This is a genomic window from Novosphingobium sp. KN65.2 (genome assembly GCF_001368935.1).
Taxonomy (GTDB): domain Bacteria; phylum Pseudomonadota; class Alphaproteobacteria; order Sphingomonadales; family Sphingomonadaceae; genus Novosphingobium; species Novosphingobium mathurense.
Window position 1 is genome coordinate 1 of sequence record NZ_CCBH010000146.1, and the last position, 25,744, is coordinate 25,744.

General features: G+C 63.8%; 30 protein-coding genes. 17 read left to right on the forward strand and 13 right to left on the reverse strand.

The genetic code is table 11. From position 1 onward, the window contains the following. From SPHV1_RS25450 to SPHV1_RS10100, 7 genes are all read left to right on the forward strand, one after another. Window positions 1-218, forward strand: a 218-nt coding sequence (locus SPHV1_RS25450) for a hypothetical protein (RefSeq protein ID WP_197277704.1), incomplete at its 5' end; no start/stop codon positions are given. Then, the gene (locus SPHV1_RS24970; RefSeq protein WP_156367324.1) at window positions 218-1,204 is read left to right on the forward strand and encodes a hypothetical protein; all 987 of its coding nucleotides are present in this window, start codon (window positions 218-220) and stop codon (window positions 1,202-1,204) included. The genes SPHV1_RS25450 and SPHV1_RS24970, both read left to right, overlap by 1 nt. Window positions 1,205-1,659: 455 nt before the next feature. Beyond that, window positions 1,660-1,860: a hypothetical protein gene (locus tag SPHV1_RS10080; RefSeq protein ID WP_156367325.1), complete on the forward strand. Its 201-nt coding sequence runs from the start codon at window positions 1,660-1,662 to the stop codon at window positions 1,858-1,860. 9 nt (window positions 1,861-1,869) lie between these two features. Further along, window positions 1,870-2,142 (forward strand): hypothetical protein, encoded by a 273-nt coding sequence (locus tag SPHV1_RS10085; RefSeq protein ID WP_156367326.1) that lies wholly within the window; start codon window positions 1,870-1,872, stop codon window positions 2,140-2,142. Next, the gene (locus tag SPHV1_RS10090) at window positions 2,123-2,593 is read left to right on the forward strand and encodes a lysozyme (protein ID WP_054945916.1); all 471 of its coding nucleotides are present in this window, start codon (window positions 2,123-2,125) and stop codon (window positions 2,591-2,593) included. The genes SPHV1_RS10085 and SPHV1_RS10090 overlap by 20 nt, the downstream gene beginning before the upstream one ends. 11 nt (window positions 2,594-2,604) lie before the next feature. Beyond that, the gene (locus SPHV1_RS10095; RefSeq protein ID WP_156367327.1) at window positions 2,605-3,051 is read left to right on the forward strand and encodes a hypothetical protein; all 447 of its coding nucleotides are present in this window, start codon (window positions 2,605-2,607) and stop codon (window positions 3,049-3,051) included. After that, window positions 3,048-3,482, forward strand: a complete 435-nt coding sequence (locus tag SPHV1_RS10100; RefSeq protein ID WP_054945918.1) for a hypothetical protein — start codon at window positions 3,048-3,050, stop codon at window positions 3,480-3,482. The genes SPHV1_RS10095 and SPHV1_RS10100 overlap by 4 nt, the downstream gene beginning before the upstream one ends. On the opposite strand, the gene SPHV1_RS10105 is transcribed toward SPHV1_RS10100, so the two are convergent. Further along, entirely contained in the window at window positions 3,483-3,713 is a 231-nt protein-coding gene (locus SPHV1_RS10105; protein WP_054945919.1) for a hypothetical protein, read from the reverse strand. A gap of 318 nt (window positions 3,714-4,031) precedes the next feature. Between SPHV1_RS10105 and SPHV1_RS10110 the strand changes: the two genes are divergently transcribed. Continuing rightward, entirely contained in the window at window positions 4,032-4,556 is a 525-nt protein-coding gene (locus tag SPHV1_RS10110) for a molybdenum cofactor guanylyltransferase (RefSeq protein ID WP_054945920.1), read from the forward strand. 23 nt (window positions 4,557-4,579) lie between these two features. Here the strand turns inward: SPHV1_RS10110 and SPHV1_RS10115 are convergent, their stop codons facing one another. Continuing rightward, window positions 4,580-5,350, reverse strand: a complete 771-nt coding sequence (locus SPHV1_RS10115; protein WP_231634615.1) for a response regulator transcription factor — start codon at window positions 5,348-5,350, stop codon at window positions 4,580-4,582. 148 nt (window positions 5,351-5,498) lie between these two features. Continuing rightward, on the reverse strand, window positions 5,499-6,698 hold the full coding sequence (locus SPHV1_RS10120; protein WP_054945921.1) for an LL-diaminopimelate aminotransferase: 1,200 nt from the start codon (window positions 6,696-6,698) through the stop codon (window positions 5,499-5,501). A 175-nt stretch (window positions 6,699-6,873) separates the two neighbouring features. Between SPHV1_RS10120 and SPHV1_RS10125 the strand changes: the two genes are divergently transcribed. From SPHV1_RS10125 to lptG, 5 genes are all read left to right on the forward strand, one after another. Continuing rightward, window positions 6,874-8,736, forward strand: coding sequence for an alpha/beta hydrolase (locus SPHV1_RS10125; protein ID WP_054945922.1), 1,863 nt, complete (start codon window positions 6,874-6,876; stop codon window positions 8,734-8,736). Window positions 8,737-9,113: 377 nt separating this feature from the next. Beyond that, a complete protein-coding gene (locus tag SPHV1_RS10130; RefSeq protein ID WP_231634616.1) occupies window positions 9,114-10,124 on the forward strand; it encodes a phasin family protein in 1,011 nt (336 codons plus the stop codon). A gap of 122 nt (window positions 10,125-10,246) precedes the next feature. After that, the gene (clpS, locus tag SPHV1_RS10135) at window positions 10,247-10,633 is read left to right on the forward strand and encodes an ATP-dependent Clp protease adapter ClpS (protein ID WP_176167994.1); all 387 of its coding nucleotides are present in this window, start codon (window positions 10,247-10,249) and stop codon (window positions 10,631-10,633) included. 244 nt (window positions 10,634-10,877) lie between these two features. Continuing rightward, window positions 10,878-12,104 (forward strand): LPS export ABC transporter permease LptF, encoded by a 1,227-nt coding sequence (gene lptF, locus SPHV1_RS10140; RefSeq protein WP_054945924.1) that lies wholly within the window; start codon window positions 10,878-10,880, stop codon window positions 12,102-12,104. A 1-nt stretch (window position 12,105) separates the two neighbouring features. Next, window positions 12,106-13,203, forward strand: a complete 1,098-nt coding sequence (gene lptG / locus SPHV1_RS10145; protein ID WP_054945925.1) for an LPS export ABC transporter permease LptG — start codon at window positions 12,106-12,108, stop codon at window positions 13,201-13,203. Between the two features lie 52 nt (window positions 13,204-13,255). On the opposite strand, the gene SPHV1_RS10150 is transcribed toward lptG, so the two are convergent. Beyond that, window positions 13,256-14,350: a fatty acid desaturase gene (locus SPHV1_RS10150; RefSeq protein ID WP_054945926.1), complete on the reverse strand. Its 1,095-nt coding sequence runs from the start codon at window positions 14,348-14,350 to the stop codon at window positions 13,256-13,258. Between the two features lie 161 nt (window positions 14,351-14,511). Between SPHV1_RS10150 and SPHV1_RS10155 the strand changes: the two genes are divergently transcribed. Then, window positions 14,512-15,678 carry a hypothetical protein gene (locus SPHV1_RS10155; RefSeq protein ID WP_054946016.1) on the forward strand — a complete coding sequence of 389 codons (1,167 nt, stop codon included), beginning with the start codon at window positions 14,512-14,514 and terminating at the stop codon, window positions 15,676-15,678. A 111-nt stretch (window positions 15,679-15,789) separates the two neighbouring features. After that, window positions 15,790-16,728, forward strand: a complete 939-nt coding sequence (locus SPHV1_RS10160) for a CoA ester lyase (protein WP_231634617.1) — start codon at window positions 15,790-15,792, stop codon at window positions 16,726-16,728. On the opposite strand, the gene SPHV1_RS10165 is transcribed toward SPHV1_RS10160, so the two are convergent. Both SPHV1_RS10165 and lipB read right to left on the reverse strand, forming a co-directional pair. After that, window positions 16,725-17,051, reverse strand: coding sequence for a hypothetical protein (locus SPHV1_RS10165; RefSeq protein ID WP_054945927.1), 327 nt, complete (start codon window positions 17,049-17,051; stop codon window positions 16,725-16,727). The genes SPHV1_RS10160 and SPHV1_RS10165 overlap by 4 nt on opposite strands. Then, window positions 17,048-17,746: a lipoyl(octanoyl) transferase LipB gene (gene lipB, locus SPHV1_RS10170; RefSeq protein WP_054945928.1), complete on the reverse strand. Its 699-nt coding sequence runs from the start codon at window positions 17,744-17,746 to the stop codon at window positions 17,048-17,050. Before lipB ends, SPHV1_RS10165 begins: the two co-directional genes overlap by 4 nt. 80 nt (window positions 17,747-17,826) lie before the next feature. Here lipB and SPHV1_RS10175 point away from each other — a divergent pair, with 80 nt between their 5' ends. Further along, complete coding sequence (locus SPHV1_RS10175) at window positions 17,827-18,642, forward strand: glycerophosphoryl diester phosphodiesterase membrane domain-containing protein (RefSeq protein ID WP_054945929.1); 816 nt, start codon at window positions 17,827-17,829, stop codon at window positions 18,640-18,642. 140 nt (window positions 18,643-18,782) lie between these two features. Here the strand turns inward: SPHV1_RS10175 and SPHV1_RS10180 are convergent, their stop codons facing one another. The 4 genes from SPHV1_RS10180 to SPHV1_RS10195 all read right to left on the reverse strand — a co-directional run bounded on the left by SPHV1_RS10180 (window position 18,783) and on the right by SPHV1_RS10195 (window position 22,570). Then, complete coding sequence (locus tag SPHV1_RS10180) at window positions 18,783-19,421, reverse strand: class I SAM-dependent methyltransferase (RefSeq protein WP_054945930.1); 639 nt, start codon at window positions 19,419-19,421, stop codon at window positions 18,783-18,785. A gap of 94 nt (window positions 19,422-19,515) precedes the next feature. After that, entirely contained in the window at window positions 19,516-19,860 is a 345-nt protein-coding gene (arsC, locus tag SPHV1_RS10185) for an arsenate reductase (glutaredoxin) (RefSeq protein ID WP_054945931.1), read from the reverse strand. A gap of 13 nt (window positions 19,861-19,873) precedes the next feature. Continuing rightward, window positions 19,874-20,461: a (2Fe-2S)-binding protein gene (locus SPHV1_RS10190; RefSeq protein WP_054945932.1), complete on the reverse strand. Its 588-nt coding sequence runs from the start codon at window positions 20,459-20,461 to the stop codon at window positions 19,874-19,876. 63 nt (window positions 20,462-20,524) lie between these two features. Further along, window positions 20,525-22,570 (reverse strand): TonB-dependent siderophore receptor, encoded by a 2,046-nt coding sequence (locus tag SPHV1_RS10195; RefSeq protein WP_054945933.1) that lies wholly within the window; start codon window positions 22,568-22,570, stop codon window positions 20,525-20,527. A 310-nt stretch (window positions 22,571-22,880) separates the two neighbouring features. On the opposite strand from SPHV1_RS10195, the gene SPHV1_RS10200 reads away from it, so the two are divergent. After that, window positions 22,881-23,390: a YqgE/AlgH family protein gene (locus SPHV1_RS10200; RefSeq protein ID WP_231634627.1), complete on the forward strand. Its 510-nt coding sequence runs from the start codon at window positions 22,881-22,883 to the stop codon at window positions 23,388-23,390. 6 nt (window positions 23,391-23,396) lie between these two features. Here the strand turns inward: SPHV1_RS10200 and SPHV1_RS10205 are convergent, their stop codons facing one another. The 3 genes from SPHV1_RS10205 to SPHV1_RS10215 all read right to left on the reverse strand — a co-directional run bounded on the left by SPHV1_RS10205 (window position 23,397) and on the right by SPHV1_RS10215 (window position 25,662). Then, window positions 23,397-23,969, reverse strand: a complete 573-nt coding sequence (locus SPHV1_RS10205; RefSeq protein WP_054945935.1) for an NTP transferase domain-containing protein — start codon at window positions 23,967-23,969, stop codon at window positions 23,397-23,399. After that, window positions 23,966-24,940, reverse strand: a complete 975-nt coding sequence (locus tag SPHV1_RS10210) for an XdhC family protein (protein ID WP_054945936.1) — start codon at window positions 24,938-24,940, stop codon at window positions 23,966-23,968. The genes SPHV1_RS10205 and SPHV1_RS10210 overlap by 4 nt, the downstream gene beginning before the upstream one ends. A gap of 113 nt (window positions 24,941-25,053) precedes the next feature. After that, complete coding sequence (locus tag SPHV1_RS10215) at window positions 25,054-25,662, reverse strand: murein L,D-transpeptidase catalytic domain-containing protein (protein ID WP_231634618.1); 609 nt, start codon at window positions 25,660-25,662, stop codon at window positions 25,054-25,056. Window positions 25,663-25,744 lie beyond the last annotated feature (82 nt).

Below are 25,744 nucleotides of genomic sequence, written 5' to 3' on the forward strand. Positions count from 1 at the left end.
TCGGCACCAATCCGACGAGTTCATTCGCGCTCGATGTGCAGAACAATGGCGTGACGATCGGCACAATCACTGTCGGCACTGACGGCAGCGTGACTGCCACGACTGCGAGCGGGACCAGCAAGAGCATCGCTGCCGGCGATGTCCTCAAGATTGTAGCGCCGGGAACGGCCGATGCGACCGCCGCTGACATGGCCTTCACCATCATTGGAGTACACTGATGACACTCTACGCGGCGACCGAACTGCATGAACTCTACAATACAGGGACTGCAGTTGAGACAACAACATCCAACCGGTTTGATGGAACATACGGGATTAGGAATGCCTGGTATGCCGGATCGACTGTGTCTGATTATGTATCGGCAGTCACGCCCGGAAGTTCTGGTCTAGGATCATTCACAACGTTCTGGATGGCGTTCTACGTCTACCGGGGGAATACATGGCAAAGTGGATCTGTAGGGCTTGAGCTTTATAATAGTTCGGGAACTCCCGTATTCAGAATATACCACACCAGCAATGATGTAGCGCAAGCTCAATACTGGAATGGATCGTCATGGGTGAATATCGGTAGCTCTTACACCGTATCTGGAAACCCGCTGCTCAGGTTTGACTTTAAGATTGTTTGTGGAGCATCTGGATCATTTGAATGGTACATAAATAGCTCAATCTATACGAGCGGAAGCGCCTCGATGACTTCCGTTACAAATATCGATGAATGGCGCGTGCGATGGGCTGGCGGGACAGGTCGCTGGCACGTCTCTGAATGTATTTGGGGTGATGAGGCCACTATCGGCCATAGATATTGCATTGCTGCCCCAACCGGTGACGGTTTTTACACAGCGGGATCGGGCTCATACACCGATGTAGATGAAAGCACCACCAATGACGGTGATGCAACGACCTTGACGAACAATGGCGATGCCGAAACCTACACGCATAGCGCGATGACGCTTCCGTCAGGGACCGTCAAGCTTGTGCAAGTAAGCGCTCGTGTTCGTTCGGCTGCGACGGGCGCGCAAAATGTTAAGGCGCGCCTCCGAAAATCCTCAACAAACTACGATCAGGCAAGCAACTACGCTGGAATTGGCGCGGGCTACACTGCCTACAGGGCACGTTGGACAACAGACCCCGCAACTGGCTCTGCATGGACCCAAGCTAATGCTCAGGACACGGCGCAGAACTTCGGCTTGGTGGCCCAAACATGACAATTGATGTCTCAAAGATCACATATGGTTCTGTAATTGGCCCGGGGGATGGTGTGACTATCTCCAAGGCGACCTATGGTGTTTTGGTTGGGCCAAATGCTGGCATAGCCGCATCAAAAATCACATATGGCGTAATCGTTGACACTTTGACCCCTGAGGGCTCTGCGTCATCTCGCCGTCGCCAGGCCTGTGTGGTGAACTGATGGCCTACCCGCCCCACCACCATGCGCCGACGATGCCAGCCACCACAAGGCAGCCTCTGATCTCGTTCGCGATGACGAGTGCGAGGCCCAGTTTGCCCCACCGGGATTTGAGCAGTTTCCGCATGGCGGCGGATCATGGGCTCATTCCTGCAGTTCCAGAAATTACATTTTTGAATCAATCGGATGCCTTTGATCGATTTCATGAATCAGTGGCTCGGATAACGCTCTTTAACACCGGCAATGGGGGCCGCTTTGATCGACGAACGCACGAAACACATAGGCGATGCCGTGGCAATGGCAGGCGGGGGGCTCGGCACTCTCGCGCAATGGGCGGACTTCGCCGGTCAGGTAACGCCGATCCTGTCCATGGCGTTCGTCGGACTTTCAATCCTGTGGCTGTTCTGGCGGATGGTCGACCGCGTGCGGTTCGGCCCTGCCAGACGTGATGACTAGGGGGTGACCTTGCTGAATAATCTCATCACCGAATGGCGCGCCTGGTGGAAGCTCCACAGCGTCAAGCTTGCCGCCCTCATGGGCATCCTGACCGGCATCATCACCGAGAACCAGACGCTTGTGCTGGGCATCATCGGCATGATCCCGACCGACCCACTCTTGCGCGCTGCCTTCGCGGTCGGCGCCGGCGCACTCGTATTCCTCGTGCCGACGATCGCGCGCCTCTGGCCGCAGGACATCACCATCTCGAAGGAGAAGGCCAATGGCGACCAATCTGCCTAAGAAGTCGATCTCGGCTGCCATCGCGGCCGCACTCGCCATCGCCACGCCATTCATCGCCGGGTGGGAGGGTAAGCGCAACGATCCATACCGCGACATCGTGGGCGTGATGACCGTCTGCTACGGCGAGACGAAGGTCGAGATGCGCCGGTACTCGGACGCGGAATGCACGGCCATGCTGGAAGACAGCCTCGTCGGCTATGCCGAGCCGGTCCTCAAGCGCAATCCGCGCCTCGAGTATCATCGCAACCAGCTCGCCGCGGCGACGTCGCTTGCCTACAACATCGGCCCGGCGAACTACGCCCGGTCGACCGTGGCGCGGCGCTTCGACACCGGGAACTATGTCGGCGCCTGCGATGCTTTCCTGATGTGGAATAAGGCGGGTGGACGTGAGGTTCGCGGACTCACGAACCGGCGCAAGGCAGAGCGCGCCTTGTGCCTGACGGGGCTGTGATGTTCCGTTGGTTGGTCGATCGCTTTGTTGCCCGCGCGCAGGCGCGGGAGCGACATCCTCTGCGCGTCGTTCGCCACGAAGATGGAGGGCTTCTACTGCATCGCTATCAGCCGTTCTGGCCTGACGAATGGGTCGGGAAGAGCGGAGAGCATTACGATCGGCCGCCTTGGTGGCGACCGTTCAACATTCTGCTTCACCAATGGGTCGGTGTGCACAATGAGGAGATGCACGACCACCCGCGCTGGTCTGTCACGATCATGCTGCGCGGCTCGCTAATCGAGCATACCCCTTGGGGAAGCCGCACGCTCACGCCAGGGTCGATCGTCATCCGCTCGCGAAAGTACATCCATGCCTTCGAGATGGTGCCGGGTGAAGAACCCTGGACGCTTTTCATCGTGGGTCGGCGAAACCACAAGCAGAACGGCTTCATCGTCAAACCGTTTAGGAAGGTCGCATGATGCCCTTCAACCCCTTCTCTGCGCTCACGAGCAAGATCTACGGCGCCATCGCCCTGATGCTGCTCACCGCGCTGGCGATACAGACCATTCGCATCGACGGCTTCCTCTGGATCGATGGCCTCACCGACAAGCTTGCCGACCGCGACAAGACCATCGCCGAGATGATTGCGGTGCAGGAGGTCGCCAAGGCCGAGCAGGAGCGCGTCAACGACGAGAACGAACAGCGTCAGGCTGAATTGGCAAGGAGGGCCGACAATGCAGAACTGGAAGCCGGAGAGCTTCGCCGGAAAGTTGATGGTCTTCGGGCTGCTTCTGACCGTTTCGCTGATGCTCGCGGGATGCGGTGGTGGTGCTCACCCGACCTGAGTACGAAGAAGCCGTCGCCAACAGCATCCGGCTCGAGCGGGTGCGACAGTGGGGGCAATCCCTGATTACTGAGGGGTTGGCGATTCCGGTGGCTGAGTTCGGCCAACCTTCTCCCGCAACCGATCGATAAGCGCCGGCACGACGTTGCGCAGTTCGATGAGCCCGATGTCGGTACTCTTCGAATTGGCGACGCGCTTGAACAGGTGCTGCGCATATTCGAGCAGCTCCTCGTCGGTCATCTTGTTGTGCTTGTCGAGGTAGGTCACGCGTTCCGAGATAGGGAGCGCAGTGCCCACGTAAAAGAGGCCGAAATCTTCCGCACCGGGCGCCTGAAGCCTGCAGTTTTCCGTGGGTGAGTTTTGGCCTGATTTTGCGGAAGATCGAGGATTTCTGCCGGGCGGGTCTGGATTTGCAGTCCGCTGCGTCACCACTCCGCCATCGGGCCATCCAAGGTGGTGTTCCTGTGGAGGTGCGCCCCTAGCAACCCTCTGGGCCGGGCGCAATCCGATTCGCGCGTCGGTTGAAAACTATCGTTTGGCTAAGGGCTTCCTTGCGCTACGCTGGGTCCGATTTGCCGCGCCGGACCTGGCGGGGCCGCAGGAGGAGCCGCGTTGATGATCCTTGGAGCCGTTCTTGCAGGTGGACAATCCAGTCGCTTCGGCAGTGACAAGGCTCTGGCGGAGCTGGAAGGGCACACGTTGCTGGCTCTGGCGGTCGATGCGCTTGCGGGATTGTGCGATCACGTGATCGTCGTGGGGCGCGAGACGGCGCCGGCACCGACACTGCCCGACTGGCCGCGCCCCGGTATGGGGCCTTTGGGCGGTATTGCCGCAGCCCTGCACCATGCACGGGACGAGGGATACGAAACGGTGCTCACTTGCGGTGTCGATGTCGCGATGCTGCCCGACAACCTGCTCGATCTTCTGGGCGCGGCGCCGGCCTGTCTGGCGGATCAGCCGGTGATCGGCCTCTGGCCCGCTTCGGCGACGAAGACGATCGAAGCGCTGCTCCACAGCGACGAGAAGCATTCGATGCTGCGCTTTGCTGACCGGATCGGCGCGCGCAAGGTGAAGATCGACAGGGCGATCCCTAACATCAATACGCCAGCGGACCTCTCGGCGATCTCCGGCAAGGCGTAGGACGGCGGCGCACCTTTTTTTCGTCAGTGCTTGGAGGCGCGGGCCTGGCCAGAGCCCGCCGGAGCCACTTTCCCGTATTGCGAGCGCACGCCGGGCCCCTCTTCCTGTTCATCGGGCAGGGTGAGGCGATAGCCGCCGGGCGAGCTCGTCTCGATCATGCCCGACAGCCCCACGAAGGAGAGCTTGCGGCGCAGGCGGGACATGTGAACGGCGATGCTGTTGGTCTCCGGCACGAAGCCCATGCGCCATACGTCCTGGATCAGCGACTGCTTGCTGACAGTCTGCCCGACAGAGTCCGCGAGGCGCCATAGCAGGGCGAATTCACGCGGATTGAGGTTGAGCGGCTTGTCGCCCCCGAACGCTTCTCGTGCAAGAAGGTCGAGCGAGAGGGCGCCGATCTTGCGATGGCGCGGCAGCCATTGCAGCGCTTCGGCGACGCGGCTGGCGCGGGCTTCCAGTTCCTCGAGGCTGATGTCCGACGAGACGACATCGCCGAACCCGATCTGCAGCAGCGTGGCCCGTTCATGCGCAAGTTCAACGCCTGTCACCAGCACGTGGCGCCGCATCTCCACTCCGAACGAGGCGAGGATGTGCATCCAGCCCATGTTGTCCAGGCCGACGGCATGAAAGATGCCGATGCATTCCTCGCTCGGCCGATCGCGGTCGACAAGCTTCCAGCCTGACCGACGCAGATCCAGTTCCTTGGGTATGTCGCCCGAGGCCAACCAGCAGAAGCCATGTTTGGCTCCCTTTCGCTGGTCGGCATTCTTGGCGGTATCCAGGCTGGCCATCATTTCCCCCATCTCCGTGCACGCCTTCAATTCATGCACGCAGATTGTCGGTCTTGGGCGTTCAAAAACAACACATAAAAACTTACAGGAATGTCATCCAGATCACAGTTTTTTATGTGAGAAAATACCATGTCGGCCCGTTTTCGGGGCTTCAGGCGCCTGGTGTGTTGACCCCCTTGGAGCTCAGGAAGCGCTTGATGTTGCGCGCTGCCTGACGCAGGCGCTGTTCGTTCTCGACCATGGCGATGCGCACGAAACCTTCGCCTTCCTCGCCATATCCGACCCCCGGTGCCACCGCGACTTCGGCTTCCGTGAGGAGCTGCTTGGAGAACTCGAGGCTGCCCATGTCCTTGAGGGCCGGAGGCAGCGGCGCCCAGGCGAACATCGAGGCCTTGGGGCTGGGGATTTCCCACCCGGCGCGACCGAACGCCTCGACCATGACGTCGCGGCGCTTCTGGTAGAGTTCGCGGTTCTTCTCGACGATGTCCTGCGGACCATTGAGCGCGGCGCAGGCGGCGGCCTGGATCGGCGTGAAGGCGCCGTAGTCGAGGTAGGACTTCACGCGCTTGAGCGCGGCGATCAGCTTCGGGTTGCCGACCGCGAAGCCGACGCGCCAGCCTGCCATCGAGAAGGTCTTGGACATCGAGGTGAACTCGACCGCGACGTCCTTCGCGCCCGGGACCTCGAGGATCGAGCGGGTCGGCTGCCCGTCATAGTAGAGTTCGGAGTAAGCAAGGTCCGACAGGATCCAGACCTTGTTCTCCTTCGCCCAGGCGACGAGGCGCTCATAGAACGCGAGGTCGACGGTCTCGGCCGTGGGGTTCGACGGATAGTTGACGATCAGGATCGACGGGCGCGGTACGGTGAAGGCCATCGCGCGCTCCAGCGAGTGCCAGTAGCGTTCGTCCGGCGTGGTCGGCACCGAGCGGATCGTCGCCCCGGCGATGATGAAGCCGAAGGTGTGGATCGGATAGCTCGGATTGGGCGAGAGCACGACGTCGCCCGGCGCAGTGATTGCGGTGGCGAGGCTGGCCAGGCCTTCCTTCGAACCCATGGTCATCACCACTTCGGTCTCGGGATCGAGATCGACGTTGAAGCGGCGGCCGTAGTAGTTCGCCTGGGCGCGGCGGATTCCCGGAATGCCCGAAGACGCCGAGTAGCCGTGCGCATCGGGCTTCTGCGCCACTTCGCACAGCTTGTCGATCACGTGCTGCGGCGGCGGCAGGTCGGGGTTGCCCATGCCGAGGTCGATGATGTCCCGTCCCGCCTGGCGTGCTGCATGCCGCATCGCGTTGACTTCGGCGATGACGTAGGGCGGCAGGCGCTTGATGCGGTAGAACTCGTCTTCCATGACCTCGGTAAATCCATGCTGGCGGCGGGATTGCCGCGTGGCTCCCTGTAGGGGATTACGCGCCCGGCGCAAATGGCGATCACGCCGTTTGCGCAAGGATATTGCCCGCAAGGGGCTCGACAGTTTGTGCACTGCAGCTAAGACTGGGTCACGAACCAAGGGAGTTTCGTGATTCATGGCTACTGACGCTACGGAAGTGTTCTCGGATATGCTTCGCAGCCAGGCCAGGGGAATGGCGACACTCTTTGGGCAGATGCTCCCGGGCGAAGGTTCTCAGGAAGCGCAGAAAGCCGTGCACTGGGCGGAAGTCGCCGGCCGCCTGCAGTCGATCTGGGCCGAGTTCCAGGTCGAGCAGCTGGGCAAGGCCACGGGCGAGAAATCGCACTACACCGACCCGGTGAAGTGGGTAGCGACCGTCGAGGCCGTGATGCGTCAGCTTCCGCTGACGAATCCGGAAGTGCAGCAGGGGCTCTGGGACGAGGTCATCGCGGTGCTGACGGCAGTGCTGGGTCAGTACGGCATGGGGCCGCGCGCCTTCGAAGAAGCGAAGGACGATCCCCGGATGCCGCTGCGCGATCGTCGTTTCGCCGATCCGGAGTGGCGCAGCAAGCCGATCTTTGCGGTGCTGCACCAGCTCTACCTCTTGCTGTCCTCGCAGGTGATGAAGCACGCCGAGGCGGTCGACGACATCGAGCCGGGTCGCAAGGCGCAGCTGATGTTCGCGGCGAAGACCATGGTCGACGCGCTGAGCCCGGCAAACTTTCCGCTTACCAATCCGGTGGCGCTGGCCAGGGCCAACGAAACCGGCGGCGAGAGCCTGATCCGCGGGTTCGAGAACATGCTCGGCGACTTGCGCAAGGGCCAGATGACCCACACCAATCCGGCCGCGTTCAAGCTGGGTGAGAACATCGCGGTGACGCCGGGCAAGGTCGTCCACGAGACCGAGCTGTTCCAGATCATTCAGTACACGCCGACCACCGACAAGGTGCTGGCGACGCCGCTGGTGATCTTCCCGCCGTGGATCAATCGCTTCTACATCCTCGACCTCAACGCCAAGAAGAGCTTCGTGCGCTGGGCGGTCGAGCAGGGGCTGACCGTCTTCATGGTCTCGTGGAAGTCTGCCGACGCTTCGATGGCGGACCTGGTGTGGGATGACTACATCCAGGCCCAGATCGAGGCGATCGACTATGTGCGCGACAGGCTCAAGGTCCCGGCGGTGCACACCATCGGCTATTGCGTTGCCGGGACGACGCTGGCCGCGACGCTGGCCGTGCTGGCGCGCAAGGGCGAGGCCGACAAGGTCGCCAGCGCGACCTTCTTTACCGCACAGGTCGATTTCGAAGGGGCGGGCGATCTCAAGGTCTTTGTCGACGACCAGCAGATCGAGACGATCGGCCAGCTTTCGCCGGAAGGGTACGTGGACGGACGCTATCTCGCGGCCACCTTCAACATCCTTCGCGGCAACGACCTGATCTGGAACTATGTCGAGAAGAACTACCTCAAGGGCGAAGACTATCCCGCCTTCGACCTGCTGCACTGGAACGGCGACGTCACCAACCTGCCGGCGCGCTGGCATCGTGACTACTTGCGTGACCTCTATCGCGACAACCGTCTCGTCGTGGCCGATTCACTGAGCGCCTGCGGGGTGCCGATCGACCTGCACCGCATCACGACGCCAGCCTATGTCCAGGCCGGGCGCGAGGATCACATCGCGCCGCCGACCAGTGTCTGGAAGTTCACCCATTACCTCTCCGGGCCGCAGACTTTCGTGCTCGCCGGGTCCGGGCATATCGCAGGTGTGGTGAACCCGCCGTCCTCGGGCAAATACCAGTACTGGACCCATGACGGATCGCCCGACACGCTCGAGGAATTCGTTGCCGGGGCCAAGGAACACCCGGGCAGTTGGTGGCCGCACTGGATTGAGTGGATTCGCGCGTTCGGCAGCGACGAAGTCACCGCGCGCGGCAAGCGACGCCCGGGCGGTCGCGGCGACAAGGTCATCGAGGATGCGCCCGGTCGTTATGTGATGACACGCTGAGGAAGACCTTCAGCGGCGGGGCGGATGATTTGTGGGCCGGCAGCGGCTGCCAAATTTTAATCGGCGATCCTGCGCAACTGTCACGAAACCTTTCGGAATTTGCGGATACCAAACCCAGGCTGGATTCGGTAGGATCGCAGTGGCAGCGCGCCGCGGCGCAGTATTGGAGAGAGAGGACTGCCCTCCCGCGCCGGATGCGGAATTTCGGCGCGTATGCTGCATTGCATAATGAATGCTGCACTGCACAATTTCGATATTGACTTCGCGGCTGCGAGATCATATTGTGCAACGCAACAAATGGAATTCTCGAATCGCTGACTACCGAATCGGGTCAAAGTTTGACCCGACCGCTGATGCGGGAAGCAGGATTGACGCTCATGGCCGGCACCGAAGACGAGAAGGGCAAGGCGATTGCTGAAAAGGCTTACGAGGCCGCTGCAGCGTCTGCAACGGACAAGCCTTCGCCCAAGTCCCCGGCCAAGCCGGTAGCCAAGTCGACGGCTGCCAAAGCCGCCCCAGTGGAACCAGCATCGAAAAAGGATGAGCTTGCAGTGACCCCGACCGAAGCATCCAAGACCGAACGATCCGCGGCTACGGAAGCCAAGCCCGAAGCGGCTCCGGTTGTGGAAACGAAGGCTGCAGCGCCCGAGAAGACTGTGGTCAAGGCTCCCAAGGCGAAAGCTGCCCCCAAGGCAGTCGCCAAGCCCACGACTGCGGCGAAGCCCAAGGCTGCCGCCGCGGAGTCGAAGCCTGCTCCGGTTGTCGAACCGAAGTCGGCACCCGTTGCTCCGGCAAAGGCCGTTCCGGCCAAGCCGGCGCTGGAAGTCGCAAAGGTGAAGCCTGCTTCGGCCAAGCCCGCGGCATCTGAAACCAAGGCGGCACCCAAGACCGTCAATGCCAAGTCACCCGTATTCGCAGGACTATTCACCAACTTCTTGCTCGAGGAAAAATCAATGGACATGAGCGCGAACTTCGCAGGAATTCAGCAGGCAATGACCGAGGCTCAGGCCAAGGCCAAGGCTGCTTTCGAAAAGAGCACCACCGTCATGGGTGAAGTGAACGAATTCACCAAGGGCAACGTCGAAGCCGTCATGGAATCCGGCAAGATCTTCGCCGAAGGCATTCAGGGTCTCGGCTCGGAGATCGTTTCGGAAGGTCGTTCGACCTTCGAAACCATGTCGGGCGACATCAAGGAGCTCGCCGCTGCAAAGTCGCCGACCGACTTCTTCAAGATCCAGGGCGACATGATGCGCAAGAACTTCGACAGCGCCGTGGCGTACAGCTCGAAGAACAGCGAAGCCATGCTCAAGCTCATGAGCGACGTGATGGCCCCGATCTCGGGCCGCGTCAGCATGGCCATGGAGAAGGTCCGTCAGACCTCGCTCTAAGGTTTGCACGCATTATGGCCGATCGGGTGACAATGGCGCACCCGGTCGGCCAAGCGTGAAAATCGTACTATCTGGCCGGGGCATCTTGTAGTTCAGTGCTCCGTTACGATATTCTACCCGCCATGCATCCCGACCTAGCCGATTCAGATCTCTCTCGTCCCTGGCCCCTGCGCTGCGGGGACAATGATGATTCCACCCGCAACCCGGGTGGCGACGAACAGGTCGGCATCGCCACCAAGACCCGTGCCAAGCCCAAGAAGCCGAGCCAGTTCAAGGTGTTGATGCTCAATGACGACTATACCCCGATGGAATTCGTGGTGATGGTCCTCAAGCGCTTCTTCCAGATGGATCTCGAGCAGGCGACCCGCGTCATGCTCCACGTGCACCAGAAGGGCGTCGGCGTCTGCGGAATCTTCCCGTACGAGATCGCCGAGACCAAGGTGAACCAGGTGATGGATTTCGCCCGGCAGAACCAGCACCCCCTGCAGTGCACGCTCGAAAAGGCCTGAGCGCGCAGCCAGGCGATCGGCGGGGAACCGCCAGCACTTTCCGAAAGTTCAGTAGTCCATGCGGCAAGGTGCATCGATGTGCTGCGTCCGGCGCAATCCTGCGCTCGGGACAGCAGACGTTGCCATTGGGTCGCACTCCCCGTCAAAGGCCCAGCTTATCGGGGGTTAGGCCGACAAATGCCTTTCGCCCGCCGCGGCTAGCCGTTAAGGGCCAGAGGAAGGACGGTAATGTGACGACGAACACGTGAAATTCTTCAGCGCCATCGATCGCTACATCTTCCGCCTCGTGCTGATGCCCATGCTCGGCATCTTCCTGCTGGCGGCGTCGTTGCTCGTGCTCGACAAGATGCTGCGCCTGTTCGACTTCGTGGCGACGCAGGGCGGCCCGGTCGGCGTCGTGTTCAAGATGCTGGCCAACCTGCTGCCGGAATATGCCAGCCTGGCGATCCCGCTGGGCCTGATGCTCGGCATCCTGCTCGCCTTTCGCAAGCTCGCCACGTCAAGCGAACTGGACGTTATGCGCGCCGTGGGGCTGAGCTATACGCGGTTACTGCGCGTGCCCTACCTGATCACGATCGCCCTGGCCGGTCTGAACCTGGCCATTGTCGGCTACCTGCAGCCGCTGTCGCGCTACTATTACGAGCAGCTCAACTACGAGCTGAAGTCCGGCGCGCTGGGCGCCTCGATCAAGGTGGGCGAGTTCACCGCGCTCAAGGACCGTATCGCACTGCGCATCGACGAGAGCCGCGACGACGGGCGCCGTCTCATCGGCATCTTCGCGCGCGTTGCCAACGAGAAGGGGCAGGTCCTGTCCATCTCCGCGCGCGAGGGCCAGTTCCTTTCACTGGAGGGTGCGCCCGACACGGTCATCCTGCGCCTGGAGCAGGGCCAGATCATTCAGGACATGCCGGGCAGCAGCCCGCGCGTCCTCAGCTTCACGCGCCACGACCTGCCGATCGACCTCCCGCAGATCGAGAAGTTCCGCAAACGCGGCGGCGAGGACCGCGAGTACCTCCTGCCCGAACTGATGAAGCTGGGCTGGAGCGACGAGAGGCCCAAGCAGGAACGCGTGGCGAGCCAGGCGAACTTCAACTACCGCCTGGTCGAAGTGATCATGATGCTGCTGCTGCCGCTGCTCGCGGTGGCGCTTGCTATCCCGCCCAAGCGCTCGAGCTCTTCGCTCGGCCTGTTCGTTTCGATCGTCATGGTCGTGGCCTATCACAAGGTGAACCAGTACGCGGCGGACGTTGCCGCGCTGGGGCGGATCAATCCGATCATCGGCCTGTGGGGGCCGTTCCTGGTGCTCGCGGTACTGATCCTGCTCATGTACTACCGCGTCGCCTATGTACCGGGCGGACAGGCGATCGGCTGGCTCGAGAAGGGCGCCGAGACCGTCGGCAAGCGCCTGAAGTCGCTGCTGCGCCGCAACCGTCGCGGCCCGCTCCTCCCGGCTCCAGCGGATCCGTCCTGACATGCAGCTTGAATTCTTTCCCTCGCGCTCGCTGACGCTCTACCTCGCGCGGCTCTTCGTCACCCGCATCGTCGCGGTGCTGTTGATGCTCGTGCTGGTGCTGCAGGTGCTCGACCTGCTCGGCGAGAGCGGCGACATCCTGGCCTATTCGGGCAATGGCGAGGCGCAGCTGTTCTATTACGTCAGCTTGCGCATTCCCCAGCTGATCGCGCGGTTCCTGCCCTATTCGGTGCTGCTGGCGACGATCATCACCCTGGCGACGCTGAACCAGAACAGCGAGGTCATCTCGATGAAGGCGGCGGGCCTGTCCGCGCACCAGATCCTGGCGCCGCTGATGCTGACGGCACTTGTCGTCTCGGTGCTCAGCTTCGGCTTCAACGAACGCGTCGTGACCCGGGCCAGCGCCACGCTCGATGCCTGGCAGGCGGTGGACTATGGGCCGATTCCGAAGAAAGCCGGGGTGAAAAGCAACCTCTACCTTGCCGACGGGCGGGACCTCCTGCTGGCGCAGTCGCTGGAGGGGACGGGCAATGGCATGGTCCTGCACGGCGTGACCTTCTACCGGCGGGATGCCAATGGCATGGTCGTCGAGCAGTTGCGCGCCCAGAATGCGACTTACCTCAATCCGGGCTGGAAGCTGGACAAGCCGGTCCGTTTCGACGTCGCCGGAACGAAGACGACCACGCTTGCCACTGCCACCGTCGCACCGGGCATCACGCCCGAAAAGATCACGATGTCGAAAGTGGACGCGAATTCCCAGGACATCGTCGAGCTGGCATCGTCGATCTATGCCTTGCGCGATGCCGGTCGCCGGACGAGCGAGCTGGAAGCTGCCTGGTGGCACAAGATCTCCGGTCCGTTTTCCTCGACGCTCATGCCCTTGCTGGGCGCAGTCGCGGCATTCGGCCTTGCCCGTTCAGGCCAGCTTCTCATCCGCGCCGTGATCGGCATGGCGCTGGGATTTGCCTATTTCGTCTTCGACAACGCCGCACTCGCGATGGGCAACTTCGGCGGCTACCCGCCGCTGATCGCGGCCTGGGCGCCATTCCTGCTGTTCGCGCTGATCGGGGAAACGGTCCTTATCCGGACCGAGGAATAAGTACCGCTCCCGGCAACCCTTTCGGATCGCCGGGAAGGGCTTTCGCTTGATTTTACCGGGGCCGCATCGTGCTGCCGACGAGGCGCGACATCAGCGGCATCAGGCCGGGATAGCTTGCCTGGGTGTAGGTCGTGTCGAGCCCGAGGTGCTTGGTCAGGCGGCGGTGCGCTTCGCCCAGCGAGTGATAGGGCATGCTCGGCAGCAGGTGGTGCAGCGCGTGGTAGCGCAGGCCCACCGGGGCCCATAGGGGTGCCAGGACCGCGGGCGGCGGCACGTTGACCGAATCGAGATACTGCGCGGTAACGGTCATGGCATCGCCGTCATTTTCCCACAGGTGCGCGACAAGGGTGCGGACCTGGTTGAGGAAGGCAGTCAGCGATACGATGCACAGCGCGATCAGCAGCGGACGCCATCCCAGCACGAGGGTGCTGGCGAGCAGGGCGATCGCCCAGACCGAGCAGCCCAGTTCCTGCCAGAAAACCATGCGCCTGAAAGCGCCTTCCGGCGGTCGACGGCGGAATTCGGGGTTGATCGCCAGTGCCGAAAAGCGGGCCCAGACGAGGCGGCGCAGCGGCGGGACTACCGCGCCGAGCGGCACCAGCATGGCCGAGCGGAGCAACAGGGCGAAAGGCAGCAGGATCGCGGTGAGGGCGAAGACCGGCAGGCTCCAGGGTTTCATCAGGGCCAGCGGCAGGTATTCCGGATCGTCCACCGTGCCATAGCGCGTGCGCGCATGGTGCAGGGTGTGCACGCCTTCGTACATCAGCGAGGGCGTGAGCAGCGGAATGCCGACCAGCAGGTTCCAGCCGAAGCGGAAGCCGGGCAGGGCGTCCTTGTGGATATGGGTCAGCTCATGGATGAACAGCAGCGCCCGGTAGAGCGCGAGCGCGGAGACGATGCCGCTGAGCGTTGCCAGCCACGGATTGGCGATCAGGATGGCACCTGCCAGTGCGGCGTAGCCAAGCGCAGCGGAGACCAGCATGTCCGACCAGTAGATGCGCGGAAGCGCGGCGGAAATGTCGCGGGTCAGCTCTACGGCTGCGCGCAGCATCTCCTTGTCGTCGGGAATCGCCGACTTCTTGATGGTCCCGCTCTGCTGTTGCGCCGGGGCGGCAGCGGGGGCGTCGATCACGTCCTGGGCAATCATGCAATCAATCCAAAAAGCATTCCTGTGGGTCGATTCCGGGAAATTCCGTGATTCGAGCCGGGGTTGCCGCGATCTCCTGCCATGCCCGACTTGACAATTTGCCGGTGCCGCACGCAGGTCGCGTATCGATAATCCTTCTCGCACACAACAAAGGCAGGATCGTGGCGAACGCCCAACTAGTCATCACACCCGTTTCCGGCAAGGCCGAGATCAAGGCCTTCGTCGACGTCGCCTACCGCCTCAATGCGCCAGATCAAAATTGGGTGCCCAATCTGCGCATGGAAGAGCTTGAGAAGTTCACTCCGGGGAAGAACCCCTTCTTCGACCATGCCCGTTGCCAGCTGTTCCTGGCAAAGCGCGATGGCCGCAACGTCGGGCGCATATCGGCGCACATCGATGAACTGGCGCTGACGCTGCCGCTGGAGCAGGGCATGGGCCCGGGTACCGGCAACTGGGGCGCGATCGAGGCCGAGGACGAGGAAGTCGCCCGCGCTCTTATCGAAACTGCCGAGAACTGGCTGCGCCAGCAGGGCATGACCCGCGTGCTGGCGCCGATGAACCTGTCCGTATGGGAAGAGCCCGGCCTGCAGGTCCGCGGCTTCGATCACCCGCCGATGGTGATGATGGCGCACCACAATGCCGCCTATCAGCCATGGATCGAGGGGGCGGGCTATGCGCTGGCCAAGACGCTCTACACCTACGATCTGGACGTGACCAGGCAGTTCCCGCCGCTGGTCCAGCGCATCGTCGCCTCGGGCGAGAAGAACGCCAAGATCCGCGTGCGCGAAGTCGATCTCAAGCGCTTCGACGAGGAAGCCGCGATCATCTGCGACATCCTCAACGATGCGTGGTCGGACAACTGGGGCTTCGTGCCGTTCACCGAGCGGGAAATTGCCCATACCGGCAAGAAGCTGAAGCCGCTGGTCCATCCCAGCCTGATCCGCATCGCCGAGTACGAAGGCGAGCCGGTGGCCTTCATGATGACGCTGCCCGACCTCAATCAGGCGCAGAAGCGGATCAACGGCAAGAACGGTCGTCCATCGTTGCTCGGCTGGCTCAAGCTGGCCCTGTGGCTGCGCAAGCCCAAGCAGGCCGACATGCGCGTCCCGCTGATGGGCGTGCGCAAAAAGCTGCAGTCCTCGCGCCTGGCCAGCCAGCTGGCTTTCATGATGATTGAGTACATCCGGCGTTCGGCAACCCAGAAGTTCGATTCGCAGCGAGGCGAGATCGGCTGGATTCTCGAGGACAACCAGGGGATGGTCGCCATCGCCGATGCCATCGACAGCAAGGTGAACCGCGAATACGCGATCTACGAAAAGGCACTTTGACCTCAGCGTTTCGGCCGGCTTCCAGATTTTCTTAACGGGGGCCGGACTACCCTGATGCGGCGAGGCGTGCCTCTGGGGCATGCCGCGATCGCGGAAGGCGGGTCGTTGAAGATGAAGTACAGGTCCTGGCTCGTTGTCCCGGGCAGCAGCGAGAAGCGTCTGGGTCTCGCCATGGGCACGGGGGCAGACGTGGTCGTCGTCGATCTTGCCGATACAGTGCCCGACGCGGCAAGGCGCGAAGCACGCGCCATGGCGTGCGAGTGGCTATCGGTTCACCGCCGCAATCTTCTCGAACACCGCCGCATGGGGCGCTGGGTGCGCATCAATGCGCTCGATTCGGGGCTGTCGCGCGATGACCTGCTGGCGATCATGCCCGGCGCCCCTGACGGCATCATCCTGCCCGGAGCGACTGGCCCGGACGCGGTCCGGCAGCTTGCCAGTGAAATCTACGAACTGGAGCAGGCCAATGGAATCGCCGCCAACTCGGTGCAGATCATGCCCGTTGCCGGCGATAGCCCGCGCGGCCTGTTCGGCATGGGGCAATATCTCGATGCGCCGCACCAGCGGCTGTTCGGACTGACCTGGAACGCTGGGAGCCTCGGTGTCGCCATGGGCTGCAGGCACCTGCACGGCGATGAGGGCAGGTGGAGCGATGCGGCGCGCCTCGTGCGGGCGCAGACGGTCCTTACGGCGCATGCGAGCAGGACCGTGGCCGTCGATGCGCCTTACGAGCGGTTCGAGGACGAACGCGGGCTGGCAGACGCGGCGCGGCAGGCGCGCGCCGAAGGGTTCGCGGGAATGTTCGCGATTCATCCCGGGCAGGTGGCAACGATCAACGCCGCCTTTACCCCGAGCGGGGAGGAGCTGTCGCGGGCCCGCGAGATCCTGGCTCTCTTATCGGCCAACCCCGATCAGGCTTCATTGCCGTTTCAGGGCTGCATGATCGACCGCACGCACCTGGCGATGGCGCGGCAACTCATCGATGCGGCAGACGAGAGTGACGCGGGTTGCGAGGGGCAGCGCCTGTCGGCCTTGCTGCGTCCGGCCTAGTCGGCCTGCCCGGCGGGCTCCGCCGCTTCGGCCGCGGTCGCTTCCTGTGCCGCGACCTGAGCCTCGTCGGCCGCCGCGGTGGCGTCCGACGTGGTCGGCTTTGCGTTGCTATCGCCGCTTGCCGCCGCTTCCGGATTGGCCAGCGGCGACTGCGAGCGCACGGTGTCGTAGGGCAGCATGTCGTCGGTCACCGAGCGGGGCAGCAGCTTGTCGCCTGCGGCTTCCTTCGGTGCAGAGGCATCGTCCTTGCAGCCGCCGAGGCTCAACGCCGCAGCGCCAGCGATCGAGAGGGCCGTCCAGAACTTCAAATGCCGGTGCATCATTCATGGGTCTCCGGTTTGCCGGCGGCGGGCGGGCAGGGACGTTCAAGCGCGGCCAGGAACGAATCGGCCCGTGCGATCAGCGCCTTGTCCCATGTGTCGAAATCGACGTCATGACCAAGCCGTGCAAGGCTGGTAACGCCGAATTCCTCGATACCGCAAGGCACGATGCCGGTGAAATGCGACAAGTCGGGGCGGATGTTCACGGCAAACCCGTGCATCGTCACCCATTTGCGGATGCGTACGCCGATCGCGCCGATCTTCGCCTCGCGTCCATCGATGTCCTGCGTCCAGATGCCGATGCGGCCTTCGCTGCGGAAGCCCTCGACGCCGAAGTCGCGCAGGGTGTCGATGACCCAGCCTTCGACGGCATGGACGAAACCGCGCGCATCGCGGGCGCGCTTCTTCAGGTCGAGCAGGACATAGCCGACGCGCTGGCCGGGGCCGTGGTAGGTGTAGCGCCCGCCGCGCCCGGCCTCGACGACTTCGAAGCGCGGGTCGAGCAGTTCGGCGGAGGCTGCGCTGGTCCCCGCGGTATAGACCGGCGGATGTTCCAGCAGCCAGATCAGCTCGCGCGCTTCGCCGGCGGCGATCGCCGCATTGCGCAGCTGCATTTCCTCCAGCGCGGCGCGGTAGGGCACCGGTTCGCGGCTCACCCGCAGCTCGATATCACCGGGAAGGGTGTCTGGGATCGTCATGCCGCGTTGCGTGGCGGCATTCCCTGCGGTTATCAAGTGTCTTTAGGCTGGCGCCTGTGCGACGGCATGCGGAGTAGAACATGAATTTCGACAGCAATCTTGCCTGGAAGCAGGCATCGGGTGCGGTTTCGGCCAATCGCGAGGTGGTCCTTGCGCTGGCCGGCGTGTTCTTCATGCTGCCGCAGCTTGCCTTCGCGATCTTCTTCCCGCAGCCCGAACCGGCTGCGGGGATGAGCGAGCAGCAGATGGTCGAGATGGTCACGACCTACTACAGCTCGATCATGCCCATGCTGATTCCGATGGCCCTCATTCAGGCGCTTGGCACATTGGCTTTGCTTCGGCTTCTCGACGGCAGTCGGCGGCCCACGGTGGGCGAAGCGATCAAGGGCGGCCTGCGCGGTGTCGTGCCCTACCTGCTTGCGCAATTGCTGAGCGGCTTTGGTCTCGCGCTCGTGGCGCTGGCCGTGATCGGCCTGCTGGGCGCCCTGGCAGGAATGGCCGGGATGTTCGTGGGCGTTGCCATCGTGGCTGCGATAACCGTCTTCGTGGCGGTGCGGCTCTCGCTTACCGCAGCCATCGTCGCCGTGGAGCAGGCCAGCAATCCGATTGCGGCGCTGCTGCGCTCCTGGAAGCTGACCGCCGGCAACACCACGCGACTGCTGACATTCTACGGCCTGTTCATTGTCGCGTTCATCGTCCTGCTGATCATGGTCAACGTCCTGATCGGCATACCCCTGGCGCTGCTGGCGCCCGACCATGTCGCGCTGATCGTCGAGGCGCTGGTCGGTTCCGCCCTGAGTGCGCTGATGGCGCTCTATCTCGTGGCGATCATAGCTGCGAGCCACCGCCAGTTGGCCGGAAACTCGCCGGAAGCGGACAGCGCGCCGTTCATCTGAGGCTGGTCATCGTGGGGCCCCGTTGCCGGGGCCTCGACGGAAGGGGTCTCTGCGCGATCCGCCGGAGCAGTCGCAAGGCAAGACACCCTGCAAGAGGGCGCGCAGTTCCAGATATTCAGTGAAATGGAAGGGCGAGGGCCTCAGCCCTCGTCTTCGTCCTTCCAGCCCCAGTAGAGGAAGCACGGCGGCACGTTGATCGCTTCCATGCCGTTGTCGATGCGCTTGAAGTGTCGGGCCATGAAATCGCGCGCACGCGGGGTAAACTGGTAAACCAGGAACGCGCCGCCCTTGCGGATCACGCGATAGGTCGCCGCGGCGATGGCCGGGCCGACGCCGTCCGGCAGGGTCGAGAAGGGCAGGCCGGACAGGACGTAGTCCGCATTTTCGAAGCCGTGTGCCTTGACGATTTCCTCGACGTCCGCAGCCGAACCCAGCACCGCCTTGAAGCGGCTGTCGCTGATGTTCTTGCGCAGGTATTCGATGAAGAGCGGGTTGGTGTCGATCACGATCAGCATGCCGTCGCGCGGCAGGCGATCGAGGACCGGCTGGCAGAAGGTGCCGACGCCCGGGCCATACTCGACGAAGAGCTTGCAGTTCGCCCAGTCGACCGGCTTGAGCATGCGGTTGATGGTAAAGCGCGACGACGGGACGATCGAACCGACCATCACCGGATTACGCAGAAACCCTTCGATGAAGACGCCCCATGGCCCGAACGACCGCTTGATTTTCCGCTTCAACTTCTGGGGCAGTGCCTCACGGGCAAGCTCTGTGCTGGTCATGCTGGCGGAAGCTCTCGCATTGTTGACGTCATTTTTGTGCAGCAAAGGCGGTGGCAGATTCCAGCCGCCTTTGCAAGTTAACGACCCTGTAGGTTCAGAGAATTTCGTGGACCTTGTCTTGCGGACGGCACAGCCTGACGCCCTTGTCGGTTTCGACGAGGGGCCGCTCGATCAGGATCGGTTCGGCAGCCATGGCATCGAGCACGGTCTGCGCATCGGCATCGGGCAGCCCGCGTTCGGCAGCGTCGGTGCCGCGCACGCGCAGGCCTTCCTGCGGCGTGATCCCGGCATCCTTGTAAAGCTGCGCGAGCTTGGCGGCGCTCGGCGGATTCTTGAGGTACTCGATCACCTCGACCTCGACGCCTGGAGTTTCCTCGAGCACGGCGAGGGTCTTGCGCGAAGTGCCGCACTTGGGGTTATGCCAGATGGTCGCCTTCATGGCTTTCTCCTGATTATTCCTGGGGGATGTCGGTAGCGGTGCCGGTGGTGCCGGCAGCGGCAGCGGGTTCGGGCGCCAGCGCGGGGACGGCCCGCGCCGCGTCTTCGGCGGTGATGCCCGGAGCCGGCGCCGCGCTGATGGTCTCTTCGCGGCGCATGACCCGGCCGGCGCGTTGCACCGCGCGCACGAGGCGCGGATAGATGCCGCAGCGGCACAGGTTGGGGATCGCCTGCTTGATTTCCGCCTCGTCCGGGTCGGGATTGCGCGCCAGCAGCGCCGCGGCATTGATGACGATGCCCGGCGTACAGAACCCGCACTGGATCGCCTGCTCGGCGACGAGGGCCTGTTGCACCGGGTGCGAGCGGTCGTCCGAAAGCCCTTCGATGGTCTTGACGAAACGGCCTTCGCATTCGGCAATGGTGATCAGGCACGATCGCAGCGGGGAACCGTCGACCAGAACCGTGCAGGCCCCGCAATCGCCGACGCCGCAGCCGTACTTCGTGCCGGTAAGATTGGCAGCGTCGCGCAGCGCCCACAGCAGGGGCGTCTGCGGATCCATCTCGAATGCGACCGGCCGGTCGTTGACGGTCATGCGCGACATCGGGCTTCCTTATGCGCTGGATGCGCGAAGAGCCAGAGCCTGACGCAAGCCTCTTGTGAAAGCCTACCGGAATCCGACGCGCAGGCCTGCCCAAACGGTGCGCGGCGTGCCGAGGTCGATGGAGCCTGCCTGATCGCGGGTGATGATCGTCTCGTCGGTGAGATTTTCGCCCCGGAGCACCACGGAAACCAGCGGCATGACCGGAACCTTCACATAGGCATCGAGCGTGGTGAAGGCAGGTAGCGCCTGCGTTTGCTGGTCGTCCTCGAACTGGCGACCGACGTGGCGCACCGTCGCCGCGATGCGCCAGCCCGGCCTGGGCAGCCAGGCGATGGTGCCGCTGGCCGCAAGCTTGGGAACCTGCGAAGGACGCATGCCGTCGAGATCAGCCTGGATGCCGCTCGCTTGCACTTCGGAATCGGTCCAGCTCAGCGAGCCGTCGAACTGGACTTGTCCGAGGTCGAGCGCGGCGCTTGCCTCCAGACCGCGCGCGCGGATCGCGTCGACGTTCTGGCGCTGGCGCAAGTTGCCGTCATCGGCGAGGGTGACGTTGGCAATCGCATTCTTGAGCTTGTTGTCGAAAGCCGTCAACGAGAGGGTCAGGGCCTCGAACGGGCGGGTGTCGACGCCCACTTCGTAACCGCGCAGCTTTTCGAGCTTCAGCGCGGCATTGGCCTGCGTGACCACCGGGAAGACCACGAAGGGACGGTAAAGTTCGTTCAGCGTGGGCATGCGCATGCCGGTGTAGGCGGCTGCGCGCAAGGATACGGTTTCGCTTGCGTGCCACACGAAGCCGCCGCGCACATTGCCGGTCCAGCCCGAACGGTCGGCGAAGGCGGTATCCTCGTTGACCGCGCCGCCGGGCGTGATTTCGCGATAGAAACCGTTGCGGATCGTCCAGCGGTCCGCGCGCCCGCCCGCAGTCAGGACGAGATTGCCGAGCGTCCAGTCGTCCTCGACGTAGAAGCCGACGTCGGACTGGTCGCCACCGGCCCGGCGGATCGCGGTGCGCGCGCCGGTGAAAGTGCTGTAGGGCATTTCCAGCAGTCGCCCTTCGGTCAGGCGGATGTCGGCACCCATGCGCAGGACATGCGCGTCGCCGACCGGGGGACGCAGCTCGAACTTGCCGCCGACGGCGGTCGTCGGCGTCTTGGCCTGGTCCAGCGCCTTCACGAAACGCGTCGAGCTGATCACGACGTTCGAGAAGTCCTGCGCCTGGACATAACCCAGAACGTCGAACTGCCAATCGCCCCGGCCGACGAGACGCAGCGAGGCCTGTTGGCCGGACGAAGTCGAATCCGCGCCCTTGAAGCGCAGGGTACGCCGGTCGTCATAGGCCATGGCCGAGGCCTGCAGTTCGACGGTGTCGTTGAGCGGAGCGACGCCGCGCAGGCTGGCCGACCAGCTGTCATAGGCAGCCCGCGATGAGGCTTCGACACGCTGCGACCCGGGCGTCGTCCAGAAACCCTGGCCACGGTCCCACTGGACGCTGGCAACGAGGAAGCCGGCCCCGAGATTGGGCGCAAGCGTTGCCGATGTCTGCGTTTCACCGCGATCGTTGACGAGGGCGAGAGCCTGCAGCGGTCCCATGTCGCGCGGCCCGGCGCTGGTCAGTTCGATCGTGCCCGATACCGCGCCGGTGCCGAAGGCGCCCGCGCCGCCGCCGCGGGTCACGCGGATCGAGGCGAGCCGGTCGGGCGTTAGGGCGCTGAGGGGGATGTAGCCGAAGAAAGGATTGGCGACCGGTACGCCATCGAGCAGGACGAGCGTGCGGCTCGACGCATTGCCGCCGAGCGCGCGCAGGGTGACGCCTTGCGCCGAAGGGTTGGACGAACGGCTGTCGGAGCGGCGGAACTGCTGGAACCCGGCGATGGAGGACAGCACGTCCTCGATCCGGCCCGATGCGCTGGTCACAATCTGGTCGCGATCGATCCGTTCCACATCGTATGCCGGTGTCGCAGGGCTTTCCTCCAGCCCGCGCCCGGTCACGACGATCGGTGAGGAGGGCGTGTCGCCCGCATTCTCGGCATGAGCCGGAACGGTGGAAACAATCGCAGCTGCGATGACGAGCGAAGTGCTTGCAAGATAACGAATTCGATCATGGGCCATGCGCGCTTGGATAGTCATAACCGAGATACTTGCAAGTTATTGACGACGACAGTGGAACTCGCTGCAACTTTCGGTTAGTTACCCCTCGTGACCCGCTTGGTTTATTTCCGAGACGGGCGCGCCGGTCCCCTTCGGGGGGAGGGGGCCGGCGCTTCAAAACCTCCGTTTTCCTTGGTTCTTCAGTCAGGTTTGCGCCGGATCGAACGCGTCGGATGCCGATCTCGCTTGCCGGGCCTGCCCAAGGGCGTAGAATTGCCGAGTGACTGAAGAACAATATCTTTCCGGCCGGATCCTGCTGGCCATGCCGGGCATGTTCGATCCCCGTTTTGAGCGCTCGGTCAACGTGATGTGCGTGCATGACGAGAATGGGGCGTTGGGCATCGGCATCGGTCAGGTCCGCGAAGGCGTGACGTTCCATGATGTCCTTGGCGAACTCGGCATCGATCCCGGCGATGCGCCCGACCGTGCAGTCTGCAACGGCGGACCGGTCGAGCCGGGGCGCGGTTTCGTGCTCCATTCCACCGACTGGGGCGGATCAGATACGATCGCGGTGCAGCCGCTCTGTGCCCTCTCCGCCTCGATGGAAGTGCTGCGCGCCATTGCCGAAGGGCGCGGGCCGAGCCGCTGGCTGATGGCGCTTGGCTATGCAGGCTGGGGCGCCGGGCAGCTGGAAGGGGAAATGCGCCATCACGGCTGGTACGCGGCCGATCCGCATCCCGAAGTGCTGTTCGACACGCCCGTGGAAGATCGCTGGAACGCGACCTGGCAAGCCGAGGGCATCGATCCCGCGCTGCTGTCCAATGCCACCGGGCAGGCCTGACGCCGCTTAGCCCGGCTGGTTTCCTCTCAACTGCGCCAGGTCTGCAGGCACGTCGACATCGGCGTGGATCGCCGGGTCCGTGCAATCGACGAAGACAACGTCCGAGCGCTGACGCAGCAGTCTGCCCGCGCCCTGATCGCCCGTGAGCCCGGCAATCGCCGGATAGGCGCGGGCGGATAGCAGCACAGGATGGCCGGGGTGACCGCCCTCGCATGGCATGGCGGCAAAGCCATCGCCGATCGCGCGGGCGAGATGGCTGGCGATATGGTGCGGGATGTGCGGCATGTCGCCAAGGAAGACGTAGGCCCCCTCGGCTCTCGCGGCGGCAGCGATGCCTGCCTGCAAGGACTGCGAAAGGGCCTCGCTGGCGATGCGCACGACGTCAACGGATGGCGAACCTTGCCAGTCCCCGATTTCGAGGCCGGGGCGGGCGACGACGATGACGCGGCTGACCGGCGCGGCGCGCGCGGCGCGGATGGCATGGAACAGCAGCGGTTCGCCATTCAACGTCGCGGAGAGCTTGTCGCTGCCGAAGCGCGTCGCCGATCCGGCCGCGAGGACCAGCGCGACGCGCGTCATGCGCGCTCTTTGGCCGGATTGAGCGCCTGCATGATCTCGGCGATGATGCCGGTGGCGACTTCCCACGGCGATTTGCCGAGGCCGGTGATGCCCGGCGATAGGTGCAGGGCGTCCAGTTCCTGCGGCGTCGCTCCGGCAGCTTCGAGAGCGGCCATGCGTCCGGCCGCGCGCGACTTCGCACCGATCATGCCGACATAGCCTGCCTGGCCGCGCAGGGCCGCGAGGCATCCGCCCAGATCGTGGTGATCCTCGTGCGTGGCACCAAGGTATGCCGTCCAGCGATCGACGCCGAGGCGCTCGAGCGCCTGGGTCGGCGTTTCCCGCAGGTATCCGGAGACCGGAAACGGTGGCGGGGAGGAAGGGCCGTCCGGACGCACAAGGTAGGTTTCGAACTGGGCAAGGGCGCCGAGCTGCGCCGCCGCCAAGGCGCCGGGATCGCCCCCGGAAACGATCAGCCTGCGGGGCGGATCGTAGCGGCGGGAAAGCGAGAAGGGCCGGTCCGTCAGGCTCAGCAGCGCCCCGGGCTGCGCCGAGACACGGCGCACCGTCCCGTCGCTGTGCCACTGGCAGGGCCGACGTTCGGCCGCATGGCGCAGCAGTTCGCGCAGGGCTTTGTCGTCTGGCTGGATGCGCTCGAGCAAGATGTGAAGCGCGCCGCCGCAGCGCAGGCGAATGTCGATCCACGGGCTGCCGGCGCCGTAGTGCAGGTGTCGCGGCTCGCCGTCGGCCAGAACGCGCGCGGCGTGGCTGGCGACGTCGCCTTCGATGCAGTCTCCCGAGAAATAGCCGCTCGCGGCAGAACCGTCGAATACCATCTGCGCGCCGGGACCGCGCGGGGCGCTGCCTTCGACGCGGTACAGGGTGGCCAGCACGGCAGGGCGACCGGCAGTCGCTGCCTCCGCCAGAGCGGGACGCACATCGTCGACCCACCCGAAAAGCGGCCAGTCAGCGTTATCGATTTGCCCGTCCATCGATCTGTGGTCTGCTCCGGTCAGTGGCGCGGACGTACGGTCCGGCGAAGCGCATTGCAATGCAGGTGCCGGGATGCGCGCCGGGGAGGCAGGTTGCTCCCGCGTTGCAGGGATTAACCTTCAGGCTCGGAAATTTGCGGGGAAGCCGCCCAGGTTTCGTCTTCGCCGATCCGGTCGGCGTAGAGCAGGCGTCCGCCCGAAAGGTGCCAGAGCGCTTCGTTGAAGTTCGAATTGCTCATGGCGAAACAGCCTTCGCTGCGGCCGAGCTTGCCCCACTTTTCGATCATCGTCTGGTCGACGTACCAGGCCGGATGCATGACGATGGCGCGCTGAAGGGCCATCGAATTGTCCTCGTCCAGCCCGACGAGGCGGATCGAGGTGCCGTACTTGCCCTTGTACCATTCGCAGGTGAGGAAGGCCCCGCGCGAGGTGGCTTCGGAGCCTGGCGTGTTGGAAAAGCGCTGCAGCCAGCCGCTGTGCTCCGGATCGGACCCCCTGCCGTGTGCGAGCAGGAAGCTGCGGACGGTTCCGGTCTCGATATTGGCGAAATGCAGGCGCGGTTTCCACGAGGGCTGGGCGAAATCGGCAACCCCGACCAGATCGGTACGCCAGACCTTGTTGCCGACGCGCTCCGCCTGGCGGGCAGCGACGTCCATGATCTTGCGTTCGTAGGGAGTCAGGCTGGAGGCGGAAGCGTCGACCGCCAGTGAGCGACCGGGCAAGACAATTCCGGCGCCCGCCGCAATTGCACCCTTGAGAACCGTTCGCCGTCCGACATTCCAATCCATCGGGTTAATATAGCGC